This is a genomic window from Vibrio aestuarianus, assembly GCF_028858425.1.
In the GTDB taxonomy this organism is placed as follows: domain Bacteria; phylum Pseudomonadota; class Gammaproteobacteria; order Enterobacterales; family Vibrionaceae; genus Vibrio; species Vibrio aestuarianus.
Genome location: NZ_JAKNYQ010000001.1, coordinates 52,337 through 66,167 on the forward strand (window position 1 = coordinate 52,337; position 13,831 = coordinate 66,167).

The 13,831-nt window shown below is 43.8% G+C and carries 9 protein-coding genes and 9 tRNA genes; 8 read left to right on the top strand and 10 right to left on the bottom strand.

Annotated features, from left to right (window positions below; genetic code table 11):
- The first annotated feature begins 86 nt into the window (after nucleotides 1-86).
- Nucleotides 87-1,211, top strand: coding sequence for a tRNA epoxyqueuosine(34) reductase QueG (queG, locus tag MCT08_RS00295; protein WP_168523612.1), 1,125 nt, complete (start codon nucleotides 87-89; stop codon nucleotides 1,209-1,211).
- Between the two features lie 657 nt (nucleotides 1,212-1,868).
- Here the strand turns inward: queG and MCT08_RS00300 are convergent.
- The 10 genes from MCT08_RS00300 to orn all read right to left on the bottom strand — a co-directional run bounded on the left by MCT08_RS00300 (nucleotide 1,869) and on the right by orn (nucleotide 3,771).
- Nucleotides 1,869-1,944: transfer RNA gene (locus MCT08_RS00300), tRNA-Gly, on the bottom strand.
- 31 nt (nucleotides 1,945-1,975) lie between these two features.
- Nucleotides 1,976-2,052: transfer RNA gene (locus MCT08_RS00305), tRNA-Met, on the bottom strand.
- A gap of 102 nt (nucleotides 2,053-2,154) precedes the next feature.
- Nucleotides 2,155-2,230, bottom strand: a tRNA-Gly gene (locus MCT08_RS00310).
- Between the two features lie 31 nt (nucleotides 2,231-2,261).
- A tRNA-Met gene (locus MCT08_RS00315) sits at nucleotides 2,262-2,338 on the bottom strand.
- 57 nt (nucleotides 2,339-2,395) lie between these two features.
- Nucleotides 2,396-2,471: transfer RNA gene (locus MCT08_RS00320), tRNA-Gly, on the bottom strand.
- Nucleotides 2,472-2,502: 31 nt separating this feature from the next.
- Nucleotides 2,503-2,579, bottom strand: a tRNA-Met gene (locus tag MCT08_RS00325).
- A gap of 152 nt (nucleotides 2,580-2,731) precedes the next feature.
- A tRNA-Gly gene (locus MCT08_RS00330) sits at nucleotides 2,732-2,807 on the bottom strand.
- A gap of 31 nt (nucleotides 2,808-2,838) precedes the next feature.
- A tRNA-Met gene (locus MCT08_RS00335) sits at nucleotides 2,839-2,915 on the bottom strand.
- A 57-nt stretch (nucleotides 2,916-2,972) separates the two neighbouring features.
- Nucleotides 2,973-3,048 (bottom strand) — tRNA-Gly (locus MCT08_RS00340).
- Nucleotides 3,049-3,225: 177 nt separating this feature from the next.
- Nucleotides 3,226-3,771, bottom strand: a complete 546-nt coding sequence (gene orn, locus MCT08_RS00345; protein ID WP_274675416.1) for an oligoribonuclease — start codon at nucleotides 3,769-3,771, stop codon at nucleotides 3,226-3,228.
- Between the two features lie 153 nt (nucleotides 3,772-3,924).
- On the opposite strand from orn, the gene rsgA reads away from it, so the two are divergent.
- The 7 genes from rsgA (at nucleotide 3,925) to MCT08_RS00380 (ending at nucleotide 13,819) form a co-directional block, all read left to right on the top strand.
- Entirely contained in the window at nucleotides 3,925-4,986 is a 1,062-nt protein-coding gene (gene rsgA, locus MCT08_RS00350; protein WP_053309824.1) for a small ribosomal subunit biogenesis GTPase RsgA, read from the top strand.
- A 153-nt stretch (nucleotides 4,987-5,139) separates the two neighbouring features.
- Nucleotides 5,140-5,997, top strand: a complete 858-nt coding sequence (asd, locus tag MCT08_RS00355) for an archaetidylserine decarboxylase (RefSeq protein WP_274677687.1) — start codon at nucleotides 5,140-5,142, stop codon at nucleotides 5,995-5,997.
- A gap of 181 nt (nucleotides 5,998-6,178) precedes the next feature.
- Nucleotides 6,179-7,594: an SLC13 family permease gene (locus MCT08_RS00360; protein ID WP_168523618.1), complete on the top strand. Its 1,416-nt coding sequence runs from the start codon at nucleotides 6,179-6,181 to the stop codon at nucleotides 7,592-7,594.
- Nucleotides 7,595-7,881: 287 nt separating this feature from the next.
- Nucleotides 7,882-9,762, top strand: a complete 1,881-nt coding sequence (locus tag MCT08_RS00365) for a methyl-accepting chemotaxis protein (protein ID WP_261915891.1) — start codon at nucleotides 7,882-7,884, stop codon at nucleotides 9,760-9,762.
- Between the two features lie 115 nt (nucleotides 9,763-9,877).
- On the top strand, nucleotides 9,878-10,765 hold the full coding sequence (locus tag MCT08_RS00370; protein WP_053309820.1) for a DMT family transporter: 888 nt from the start codon (nucleotides 9,878-9,880) through the stop codon (nucleotides 10,763-10,765).
- Between the two features lie 167 nt (nucleotides 10,766-10,932).
- Nucleotides 10,933-12,465, top strand: coding sequence for a 2,3-bisphosphoglycerate-independent phosphoglycerate mutase (gpmM, locus tag MCT08_RS00375; RefSeq protein ID WP_274677688.1), 1,533 nt, complete (start codon nucleotides 10,933-10,935; stop codon nucleotides 12,463-12,465).
- 202 nt (nucleotides 12,466-12,667) lie between these two features.
- On the top strand, nucleotides 12,668-13,819 hold the full coding sequence (locus tag MCT08_RS00380) for a murein hydrolase activator EnvC family protein (RefSeq protein ID WP_274677689.1): 1,152 nt from the start codon (nucleotides 12,668-12,670) through the stop codon (nucleotides 13,817-13,819).
- The last annotated feature ends 12 nt before the right edge of the window (nucleotides 13,820-13,831 follow it).

Consider the following 13,831-nt stretch of genomic DNA (forward strand, 5'->3'; position numbering starts at 1 on the left):
TAATCGATAAAACTGACGATCATTCGCTAGATCCTTCATTCATGATCCGTTAAGATCCCGCCCCCTTTTCGATGAACTCGTTGATCATGAATTACCAAGCACTGGCAGACAATATAAAAATGTGGGCACGTGAGCTTGGTTTCGAGAAAGTTGGGATCTGCGATGTTGATCTTAGCGAACATGAATCGACGCTGCAAAAGTGGTTAGATGCTGGCTATCACGGTGAAATGGACTGGATGGCTCGTCACGGCATGATGCGAGCAAGGCCTAATGAACTACTTCCGGGAACTGTGCGTGTTATCAGCGCGCGCATGAACTATCTCCCTCCAGAAGCTCGCTTTGCCAGCAACCTAAATAACCCCAACCATGCTTATATCAGCCGTTATGCGCTTGGTCGTGATTATCATAAATTGGTCCGTAACCAGTTAAAAAAACTAGGTGAAAAAATTGAGCAAGAAGTTGGCGCATTAGGTTATCGGCCCTTTGTTGACTCGGCTCCAATACTTGAACGGCCACTAGCCCAAAAAGCAGGCCTTGGTTGGACAGGTAAACATTCACTAATTTTAGATAAAGACAGTGGCTCTTGGTTTTTCCTTGGCGAGTTATTGATTGACTTGCCCCTTCCTATTGATGCGCCAAGCACAGATCAATGCGGTAAATGCAGCGCTTGTATAACATCATGCCCAACACAGGCAATTGTGGAAGCAGGTGTGGTAGATGCACGCAGATGTATCTCTTATTTAACCATTGAGTATGATGGTATTATTCCTCACCAATTTCGCCGGGCGATGGGCAACCGCATTTATGGTTGCGATGATTGTCAGTTAGTATGCCCTTGGAACCGATTTTCAGATCTAACCCAAAAAAATGATTTCCATCGTCGCAATGTGTTCAATGAGCCAGATTTAGTCGAGTTGTTTGCATGGAGTGAAGATAAATTCTTACGCAATATGGAAGGTTCAGCGATTCGCAGAATTGGCCACCAACAATGGCTACGTAATATCGCGATCGCATTGGGTAACGCACCTTATTCCGAATACATTTTGACAGCATTAAAAGCCAAGATGGGTACATCAGAACTGTTAGATGAGCATATTCTGTGGGCAATCGAAGAACAAGAACAGAAACGCTCTAGCACTCTAGAGCAATCCAATCTCAAACATCAGCGGCTAATAAGAATTATCGAGAAAGGGCTACCACGTGATGCATGAACGCTAAACGTTTGCATAGCTGATCGGCATTTACTTTGATATGCATCTCAAAATATAGCTATGTGGACAAAAATTTAAACACAACGCTGTTTTCTATAATCGAGGAAAGTTAGTCACATCTTCAATAAATGATAAGGATCAAAGATTCATTCATTAACGATCCTATTAATAAGTATATCCAACATAGAAAAAACCAACAAAACCAATCAAAATCAATTAGTTGCGATAGATAGAAATAAATGTACGAGTTGAGGTGCTGTAGGAAGATCTTTTGGTTTCACTTTATACCATCATTAAAAAACACGTTATTCACCAAGTTATCCACAATTATTTTTTGTGGATAAGTCTGTTAGTGAAAAGCCACAAGCGCCCGTGAGTCACTAGGTTTCATTGATGTTCAGTGTGTATTGAAGTGCAATACTGAAGTTATTAAGACGAAAATAAATCCGCAATAGTTGCAGATTATTTATAATTTTTTGGGGTGATGCTTCACAGCATTAAAGAAAGAGCATAGACCATATTTGGTCCAAGTTCAGAGACTAGTCTGAAGGAAGTTAGAGCGACAGCGACACACGAGGTTCACTTTCTTTATACAAAAAGTCGTGTCCTCAACCTTAGATAGGTTGTGCGGCGCTATTCTTTTCTTCGAAAAGAATTTGGAGCGACACACGAGGTTCGAACTCGTGACCTCAACCTTGGCAAGGTTGCGCTCTACCAACTGAGCTAGTGTCGCATGATTAAACGCTATTGCACTTAATCGAAATTGGTTGCGGGGGCTGGATTTGAACCAACGACCTTCGGGTTATGAGCCCGACGAGCTACCAAGCTGCTCCACCCCGCGTCCGTATTTCATCATTCAAAGCATGATGAGCGCTTTAAACTTTCTAAAAAACTCGACCCTAACCTTAAAAGTTATGGGACTCGATTTTCTTCGAAAAGAATTTGGAGCGACACACGAGGTTCGAACTCGTGACCTCAACCTTGGCAAGGTTGCGCTCTACCAACTGAGCTAGTGTCGCATGATTAAACGCTATTGCACTTAATCGAAATTGGTTGCGGGGGCTGGATTTGAACCAACGACCTTCGGGTTATGAGCCCGACGAGCTACCAAGCTGCTCCACCCCGCGTCCGTATTTCATCATTCAAAGCATGATGAGCGCTTTAAGCTTTCTAACAAAAGAAGCTGGAGCGACACACGAGGTTCGAACTCGTGACCTCAACCTTGGCAAGGTTGCGCTCTACCAACTGAGCTAGTGTCGCATGACTAAACGCTGTTGCACTTAATCTAAATTGGTTGCGGGGGCTGGATTTGAACCAACGACCTTCGGGTTATGAGCCCGACGAGCTACCAAGCTGCTCCACCCCGCGTCCGTATTCATCATTCAAAGCATGATGAGCGCTTTAAGCTTTCTAACAAAAGAAGCTGGAGCGACACACGAGGTTCACTTTCTTTATACAAAAAGGCGTGACCTCAACCTTAACTAGGTTGTGCGGCGCTATTCTTTTCTTCGAAAAGAATTTGGAGCGACACACGAGGTTCGAACTCGTGACCTCAACCTTGGCAAGGTTGCGCTCTACCAACTGAGCTAGTGTCGCATGATTAAACGCTGTTGCACTTAATCTAAATTGGTTGCGGGGGCTGGATTTGAACCAACGACCTTCGGGTTATGAGCCCGACGAGCTACCAAGCTGCTCCACCCCGCGTCCGTATTTCATCATTCAAAGCATGATGAGCGCTTTAAGCTTTCTAACAAAAGAAGCTGGAGCGACACACGAGGTTCGAACTCGTGACCTCAACCTTGGCAAGGTTGCGCTCTACCAACTGAGCTAGTGTCGCATTGACAACGTTTCCGCTGTTCAGGGCTGCGAATTATAAGAGCATTTTTTTGTGATGCAAGTCCTTCCTGATAAAAAAAGTCATTTTTTATCAGTTTGCTGAAAAAGCACACAAATATGACGTGTTAATCTGTGGAATCGATTAACGCGCCATCATCTAAAATTTACGCTTTACTGATTAAATGCTGAATATTGTTTGACGGTAATATTTAAGTTCCGCGATCGACTCTCGAATATCATCCAGAGCTAGGTGACTCCCTTGTTTGGAAAAACCATCCAAAACCTCTGGTTTCCAGCGACGAGTCAGCTCTTTTAGTGTGCTGACATCAACATATCGATAATGGAAATATTCTTCTAACGCTGGCATGTGTTTGTAAAGAAAGCGTCGATCTTGACCTATGCTATTACCACAAATAGGGGATTTCCCTTTAGGTACCCATTTTTCTAAGAAGGCGATCGTCTGTTCAACCGCTTCTTGTTGTGACACCGACTCATGGCGAACTCGCTCAACCAGACCACTATTGGTATGGGTTGTTGTACACCAGTCGTCCATTTTCGCTAATTCATCTTCAGGTTGATGGACGGCCAGTACAGGTCCCTCAGCTAAAATGTTTAATTCGCTATCAGTCACAATGGTAGCAATTTCGATAATTTTATGAGTTTCAGGATCTAAGCCTGTCATCTCAAGATCAACCCAAATTAAGTTCTGATCGCTAAAGGACATAAATACGTTGCCTATATTGGTTTGCAGATAAAAAAGGTACTATACCCAAATTCAGATCCCCAAGATACCTTTGGACATAGGATTCAAAGCGTATGGTTTCGAGTGAAATCTCAATGTGGGTCAAACGTATGACAATCATTTAAGTAGATAATCGTGGCAAAGAAAAAGAAGCTGACGAAAGGTCAAGTACGACGCGTTCGTAATAATCAGAGTAAACGACTGCAAAAAGAAGACACTATTCAGTGGGATGAAGCCATGCTGGGTACTGCCAAGACAGGGTTAGTCATTACTCGTTTTGGCCAACATGCAGACATTGAAGATCTCGAAACGCAAACGGTACAGCGCTGCAACCTGCGCCGCGGCATTGAAACCCTAGTGTCTGGTGACCGTGTTATTTGGCGACCTGGGCTTGAATCAATGGCGGGTATTTCTGGCGTTGTTGAAGCAGTAGAACCACGCAAGTCGGTGTTGACGCGTCCCGATTACTATGACGGTTTGAAGCCTGTAGCGGCCAATATTGACCAAATGGTGATCGTCTCTTCAGTTTTACCCGAGTTATCACTCAATATTATTGACCGTTATTTGATTGCCTCAGAAACCGTAAAAATCGCGCCTTTGGTTGTACTCAATAAAATCGATTTACTGAGCGATGAGCAACGCACCCAATACCAAGAATGGTTACGTGAATACGAACGTATCGGCTACAAAGTTCTACTGGTCAGTAAAGTGACTGGCGAAGGTATTGTAGAGCTAGAGGCTGAGTTGAGTGGACGTATCAACATTTTCGTCGGGCAATCTGGTGTGGGTAAATCCAGTTTAGTGAATGCCTTAATGCCTGATTTGGAAAATGAAATCGAAGAAGGTGAAGTTTCTCAAAACTCCGGCCTTGGCCAACATACCACCACAGCCGCTCGCTTGTATCATATTCCTACTGGTGGTGATCTGATTGACTCACCAGGAGTACGTGAATTCGGTCTATGGCACTTAGAAGCCGAAGAAATTACTGAAGCTTTTGTCGAATTTCGTCCATTTTTAGGTGGCTGCAAATTTAGAGACTGTAAACACGGTGATGACCCTGGTTGTTTATTACGTGAAGCGGTTGAGAAAGGCGATATCAGTGCAATACGTTTTGAAAACTATCATCGAATTCTTGAGAGCATGTTAGAAAACAAAGCCAACCGACAATATTCGCGGAATAAAAAAGCAGATTTATAGCCTTGAGCTAAAATTCAAACGCAAATTTTGTTTCATTTTTTCGTTTGAATAATCGATCTATGATCATGAGTAACTACTGACATCGTGCCTATTTTTCAGTAACATCTCGCGCCCAAAGTGAAGAACATACAGTTAACATTGGAATATTAAACAATGGATAAAATTAAAGTTGGACTGCAATACTGGATCCCACAACACGGCTTAACACGCCTGATGGGGTGGCTCGCATCAGCCAAAGCTGGCGGTCTAACCACAGCAGTCATTCGTTGGTTTATCAAGCAGTATAGCGTCAATATGGACGAGGCTTTGCACTCCGATCCTAGCCATTTCAAATCATTCAATGAATTTTTTGTGCGTGAGTTGAAAGAGGGAGTTCGCCCTATTGCCGAAGGTGAAGCTGTTATTACTCATCCTGCTGATGCTTGCGTAAGCCAATTTGGCCCAATTAATGGCGGTAAACTGATTCAAGCAAAAGGCCATGATTTTACCGCAGTGGCCTTACTTGGCGGTGATGAAAAGCTAGCACAAGAATTTGATGAAGGTGAATTTGCAACACTTTACCTATCACCACGAGACTATCACCGCGTTCATATGCCATGCGATGGTGTATTGCGCCAGATGATTTACGTGCCTGGTGATCTTTTCTCGGTGAACCCACTAACCGCAGAAAACGTTCCAAACTTGTTTGCTCGCAATGAAAGAGTGGTGTGTATCTTTGACACCGAGTTTGGTCCAATGGCACAAGTGCTTGTTGGTGCAACCATTGTGGGAAGCATCGAACTGGTTTGGGCTGGCACGATCACTCCACCACGTGGTAACACTGTTTATCGTTGGGACTACCCAGCACAAGGTAATAAGGCGGTTATGCTGAAGAAAGGTCAAGAAATGGGCCGCTTTAAACTAGGCTCTACCGTGATCAACTTGTTCGCTAAAGATAAAGTACGCTTTGATGATTCAATGCAACACGGCGAACCAACAGTTATGGGTACTCCGTACGCACATCAAAACTAACATCAAACAATGAGCTCATTGCTTAGCATGTGAGCTCATTTTCTCTCAAATTTATTGACTAAAAACAAATCAATCACACATTCCAAACATAAAATCCAAAACTTCAATCCGTATCTAAGACCCTAATTCACATATCATTTACGATAGTCACCTCAAGTAAACAAAGTAAGGTGACATGAGTATGCCAAATATCAATCCGGGAATACTGATAAAGCTAGCAATCTGCTTTTTGCTACCGCTTGGCGTATTATTTATGCCTATCGATTCAATTCCTATTGATGACCTCACTTTAATTCAACACAGGCTATTGGCGATTTTTTTACTAGCAGCTTTGCTATGGGTACTTGAACCTGTTCCCGTCTTTGCGACGTCAATTTTGATCATCGCTCTTGAATTGATCATGATATCCGACAAAGGACTACATCTATTTCGTGCACCACCAGCAGGGCATGATTTAGGTGAACTGATGAAGTACACCGATATTTTCAGTGCGTTCTCATCGCCAATCATTATTTTATTTATGGGTGGTTTCGCTCTGGCGATTGCCGCCTCCAAATATGATCTTGATAGCAACTTAGCGCGCGTGTTACTCAAACCTTTTGGCAATCAACCTCGGTTCATTATGTTAGGGTTAATGCTAATTACTGCTGTGTTCTCAATGTTCATGTCTAACACCGCCACCACAGTCATGATGCTAGCATTACTCGGGCCTATTGTGGCCTCGGCTCCTAAAGGTGATTTGGGAATTAAAGCCTTGGTATTGTGTATCCCAATTGCAGCTAATACTGGTGGCATTGCAACACCCATTGGTACACCACCCAATGCTATTGCTTTGCAATATCTCACTGGCGAAAACAGCATCGACTTCCTTTCTTGGATGATGATGGGCCTACCCTTTGTGATGATTCAGCTGACATTAGCGTGGTTCTTACTGCAGAAACTCTTCCCTTCTTCTGAAAAACAGATGATCTTAAAACTGAATGGTAAATTCCAGAAAAGCTGGCAAGCGATCGTAGTTTATATAACATTCGCTGCCACCATTGTCCTTTGGATGACAACCTCACTGCATGGTATGAATACGTATGTTGTCTCTATCATTCCTTTGGCAGTTTTCACACTCACCGGCATTATGGGCAAGGAGGAATTAAAACAGATCAATTGGGACGTTTTATGGTTAGTCGCCGGTGGTATCGCTATTGGTATTGGCTTGGATAAAACAGGGCTCGCTTCAGCGTTAGCTCACGCAATTGACTATAGCGCACTATCGCCCGTTTCTGTGGTTATCACGCTATCATTAGTGTGTTGGATAATGGCGAATTTTATGTCTAATACTGCAACCGCGAACTTATTAATGCCCATTGCAGCGGCAATTGCAGTATCGATGGAAAGCCTTGCAAGTATCGGCGGTATACAAGGCCTGTTAGTTGTGGTCGCCTTTTCAGCGTCACTCGGTATGATCCTGCCTGTATCAACCCCACCCAATTCATTAGCTTACTCTACAGGCTTGATTGAAAGTAAAGACATGGCGAAAACGGGTGTCATTATTGGCATCGTAGGGCTATGTATTGTCTACACTGCTGCTCTGTTACTAACCTAGCCATCTAAATGCGTGGCTTGCACAATTGAACGCAGGTCACGCAATTGAACTTTCCAACCACATCGAGTATCACCAACCACAATCTGCTGACGAATAATCGAGCAAAATCAGATTAATCTACCGTATAATATTGTAGTATTTTCCCAAATAGCTTATTTATATTTCTGTCAAATTGCCAACACGGACAACCATTCACCTATTAATTAATAAAACCACAGTAAATCAACCAAACTTATAATTTGCGGTATTGACGAAACCTTGATCATATCGCTCAAAGGACATCACTCATGAGACACACCATCAAATTTAAAATTCAGGTCGCTATTGCGATCATTATTGCCATTGTTAGTGGTGTACAAGCCTTTATTTCAGTTAACCAACTCCAGCAAGAAACTACTCACGCAATTAATAGTGAAATGGAGAATGTCAGTATTGCTACCAGCCGCTACATCAGTGATTGGCTAGGTATTCGCAGTGATATGATGCTTGCCAATGAGACTTCGCTTGCAAACAGTGATAATGCTGATAAAGAACTTCTGGTGACTAAAAAAGGCGGTGATTTTCTTTCGGTTTATGCCGGGTTCAGTGATGGTTCCATCGCCTATGGTGACAAAACCGAAGACTGGCCAGCCGATTACGACCCAAGAACTCGTCCTTGGTATAAAGACGCCATGTCCCAGCAAGGACTTATCATTACTGAACCCTACCAAGACTTTGATGGCAGTATCGTCGTGAGCTTTGCTAAAGCCTTCCATGGTCAAAAACAAGGGGTACTTGCTGCTGATTTGACCGTCACCAACATCATCAAAGAAGTATTAAGTGTAAAACTCGATAACCAAGGCTTTGCTTTTCTGGTCGATGGTAAAAATAATATTGTCGCTTACAAAGATGAAGCTCTAAGCCAGAAACCACTTACCGATTTAAACGGCCAACTGAGCTCGCAAAAAATGGCGACACTGGTTCAAGGAAACCAAGTGGCAACCATTAGTTGGCCACAGCAAGGCGATAAACTGGTCTACGTGTCACGTATCCCAAATACCGATTGGTCACTAGGGATTGTGGTTGATAAATCTCTCGCTTATGCGTCGGTATCAGAACAGATAACCTTTACCGCAATCGCCTCTTTGATTCTTTATATCGTCATCGCCAGTATCAGCACCTGGGTCGTAACTCGCCTGCTGAAACCTCTTCAAGAGCTTTCGGGGGCATTAGCGCAACTTGCTCAAGGTGAAGGCGACTTAACTCAGAGAATAGACATCCGTCGTATGGATGAAATAGGAGAGCTGGCAGAAAAAGTAAACCTCTTCTTGAGTCAAATGCAGGGAATGTTAAAGGGCATTGTTGAGCATAGCCACCAGCTTTCGACACAAGCACAAAATGCGAATGATCTTTCCACTCAAGCATCTCTGCGTGTAGAACATCAACAAAATGATGTTAACCAAATCGCGACCGCTATCCATGAAATGTCCGCCACAGCGGCTGAAGTCGCAAGCCATGCTGAATTAACGGCCAGCGCATCTCAAGCATCCGCAAGCGCTTGTGATGATGGGCAAGCGGTAATTAAAAAGAACAGAGACTCAATTACGAGTTTGGCTAATCAAGTCGATAGTGCTGCCAAAGTGATCCGCGAACTGGAAAGCAATGCACAAAGCATTAACCAAATCCTTTCCACCATCCAAGGTATTGCTGAGCAAACCAACCTATTGGCCTTAAACGCAGCGATTGAAGCGGCACGTGCTGGTGAGCAAGGACGCGGGTTCGCAGTCGTTGCCGATGAAGTACGGGTACTTAGTCAACGCACGCATGGTTCAACCGAAGAGATCCGCACCATGATTGAGACACTGCAAAGCAACACTCAACATGCGGTAGAAAACATGGAAGCCAGTACTAAACTGGCCGATAACAGTGTCGAATACGCAGAACAAGCACACGATAGCTTGGTTAGAATCACTCAAGCAATTACTGAAATTAATGATATGGCACTACAAATCGCTAGCGCAGCTGAAGAGCAACGCGCGGTTAGTGAAGACATCAGCCGTAATACTCAAGGTATTAAAGATGCGTCTGATGATCTCGCCAGTCAGACTCAACAAAGCAGTCAAAGTACCAGTGATATGCACCGCTCAACAGAAGCTATGCGCCACGAGATCAGCCGCTTTAAAGTGTAATCGCCACCAGGCTGCCTAATGAAATGGAGCGTTAGAGGCAGCCAACAAATTATCTTTGTTTTCTCCACTCATTAAGGCATATTGAGAGCCCCTTAACCCCCACAAGGATGTCATCATGGGTTACGAGTGGCTCGCTCTTGCTGCTGCATTTCTTTGGGCTATTGCCAGTCTCATGTCGGTAATACCAGCCAAACATTTAGGTACCTTTGCTTATAGTCGCTGGCGAATGGGCTGCACCTCGGTAATCTTAATCAGCATGGCATTCGCAACGGGGGGCTGGGCAACAGTCAATGGCGATATGATCACTCCAATGATGCTTTCTGGATTAATTGGGATTTTCATTGGCGACACAGCATTATTCGCCTGCTTAAATCGTATGGGTCCTAGACAAGCGGGGCTGCTATTTTCTTGTCATGCGGTATTTTCTGCTATTCTCGGCTATTTTTTATTCAGCGAAAGTATGAGTAATGCTGAATTACTCGGTGCTTCCTTAGTCTTTTCTGGCGTACTCACCGCCATATTTTTTGGTCGTCGTGGACAAAATCATAACGCATTAGAAGCCATTAACGGCCGCATTTGGATTGGCATCAGCCTTGGTCTTATCGCCGCGTTGTGCCAAGCTTTAGGCGGCATCATTGCCAAGCCAGTGATGCAAACCGGCATTGACCCTGTTTCCGCCTCTGCAATCAGGATGATAACCGCATTTACAGCCCACTGTTTATTTCTATTTACCGGGGCTAAATTGGCGCGAGCAACCCAAGCCATTAACCTGCGCATATTTACTATCACGGCCATTAACGGTTTTCTTGCAATGGCAGTAGGAATGACTTTAATCCTCTATGCCTTACGCGAAGGAAACGTCGGCATGGTAGCGCTACTATCTTCTACAACTCCAATCATGTTACTGCCGATTTTATGGTTGTATACCAAACAAAGACCAAACCGCTTCGCTTGGTGTGGCGCTTTAATTGCCGTCTTAGGTACGGGAATTCTGGTCTATTAAACCATTGTAACCCGTTCTATTGGCTTAAAAATGTTGATCGATAGGCTACCTTTATAGGCATTGATAGGGAGAATCATTGATCTTAACCTACTGCAATCGCTTCAAAGTGTAGTAAAATTACGCTAATTTCTGTTTTAAGTTACTTTGAATTTGACGAGGTCATAACTATGTCAGCTAAGAAGCCAATGGCTTTAGTAATTCTTGACGGTTGGGGTTACCGTGAAGATAACGCAAACAACGCAATCAACAACGCGAATACTCCAGTCATGGATAGCTTAATCGCGAACAACCCAAATACACTTATTTCAGCTTCAGGCATGGACGTAGGTCTACCGGATGGCCAAATGGGTAACTCAGAAGTGGGTCACACCAACATTGGTGCTGGTCGCATTGTCTACCAAGACCTCACTCGCATCACTAAATCGATCACCGATGGTGAGTTTCAACAAACTGAAGCTTTAGTCGCAGCGATGGATAAAGCGATCAAAGCAGGTAAAGCCGTTCATCTACTAGGTTTGATGTCTCCTGGTGGCGTTCACTCTCATGAAGACCACATCTACGCAGCGATTGAAATGGCAGCCGCTCGTGGCGCTGAAAAAATCTACCTACACTGTTTCTTAGATGGCCGTGATACACCGCCACGCAGTGCTGAAGGTTCATTACAACGTTTCCAAGAGCTTTTCGCGAAACTTGGCAAAGGTCGCATTGCATCACTGATCGGCCGCTACTATGCCATGGACCGTGATAATAACTGGGATCGTGTACAGAAATCATACGACCTGTTGGTTGAAGCTAAAGCCGAGTACACTTTTGATTCTGCAGTGGCAGGCCTTGAAGCCGCTTATGCTCGTGAAGAAAACGATGAATTCGTTAAAGCGACTGAAATCAAAACTGAAGAGCAACAATCAGCAGCAATTGAAGATGGCGATGCCGTTATCTTTATGAACTACCGTGCTGACCGTGCTCGTGAAATTACTCGAGCATTCGTACCTGATTTTGACGGTTTTGAACGTGCTAAATTCCCAGCCGTTGATTTTGTGATGCTAACTCAATACGCAGCTGATATTCCTCTAGCTTGCGCTTTCCCACCAGCATCACTAGAAAACACTTACGGTGAGTGGCTATCAAAAGCAGGTAAAACGCAGCTTCGTATTTCTGAGACCGAAAAATACGCGCACGTTACCTTCTTCTTCAACGGTGGTGTTGAGAGCGAATTCGCCGGAGAAGAGCGTCAACTAGTTGCCTCTCCAAAAGTTGCAACTTATGACCTACAACCAGAAATGAGCGCACCAGAGCTAACTGAAAAGCTCGTTGCTGCGATCAAATCTGGTAAATATGACGCTATCATCTGTAACTACCCGAATGGCGATATGGTTGGCCATACTGGCGTTTACGATGCAGCAGTAAAAGCGTGTGAAGCATTAGATGAATGCATTGGCAAGGTAGTTGAAGCCATTAAAGAAGTGGATGGTCAACTACTGATCACGGCTGACCACGGCAACGCAGAGATGATGGTAAACCCAGAAACTGGCGGTGTACACACAGCGCATACTAACCTGCCAGTACCACTTATTTACGTAGGTAGCAAAGATCTTGAGCTAAAAGAAGGTGGTAAACTTTCTGACCTAGCTCCAACAATGCTGGCTTTAACTGATATGGAAATTCCTGCCGAAATGTCAGGTGAAGTTCTATATAAGTAACTGACAAACTGAGTGTTCGCGAACGGGTCATTCTAGGTCTGTAGCTAAAAACGCAATCAACTTAAGCCTCGACGATATCCGCCGAGGCTTTTTTTCGTCTAAAGATCAGATTTGATTGCAAGTTTTGACATTCAAATTTCGACTCTCCTATCGCTTTGAGTATACTGGTTTACTTATTTGTAGATATAAACTTGAAAAGCTGATGAAAAATAAGCCGACACCGCAACCAATCAAGACTTCTGATCTATGGCAAAAAATAAGCCTGACATTGGTTATAGGGATCGGTTGTATCTCAAGCACTCATATTTACGCAGCAACACAACAAGAATTAAACGGCGTGAAGGGGGAAATTTCTCGTCAGCAGAAAACACTCACTAAGCAACAAAAAGAGCTTGATACCCTACAAAATTCATTGAAAACTCAAGAGCTAGGTATCTCGAGCTTAGAAAATGAAATCAAAGCCACCAAAACGCAATTGACGACTGCCAATGCTAATATCGATAAACTTAGACAAAAAATTAAGCTGCTAGAAACTCAGAAAGCTCAACAAACAGAGAAACTCGCCCAACTCATCAAAACTTACTACGCCACCCAACGAGCAACAGTCGCGGCAAACATACTCAACAATGGCGTAGAAGAAGATAGAATAAGCCAGTATTATCAACACCTTGCCAAAGCTCGCACCAAGACGATTCAAGAACTGGAAAGCACGCAAGTCGAGTTGAACGAAAGTGACCGACAATTACAGCTTGAACGTGACCAAATTGCCTCACTGCTTGAACAGCAAACGAAGAAGCGTGATACATTAGCTAAAACACAGTCTCAACGACGCCAAACCGTTAATAAAATTCAAAAAAGTATTTCTGGTGACAAAGTCTATTTGGCTGAGCTACAACGCAATGAAACCCGCTTACAAGCAGAAATCGCCAAAGCCGCAAAGCGTAACGCGGTATTAATGGATGGTTTGGCTAAGCAAAAAGGCAAATTACCTTGGCCATTGAAAGGGAAAATTTTACACAGTTTTGGTACTCGTCAAAGCGGACAAATTGATTGGAAAGGGATCGTGATCGACGCCAATTACGGTCAATCAGTAAAAGCGGTTTATTCTGGAACTGTCGTGTTTGCCGAATATCTACGTGGCTATGGTCTGGTTGTATTACTCGACCATGGTAAAGGTGACATGACCTTGTATGGATTTAATCAAAGCCTGCTGAAAAAAGAGGGGGACAAGGTCATTGCCGGAGAAACCATTGCCTTAGCTGGTGATACAGGTGGGCAGTCACAACCTTCTCTTTATTTTGAAATTCGACGTAACAGTAAAGCAGAAAACCCGAAAAGTTGGCTAACTCGATAAGCTAACCACCCC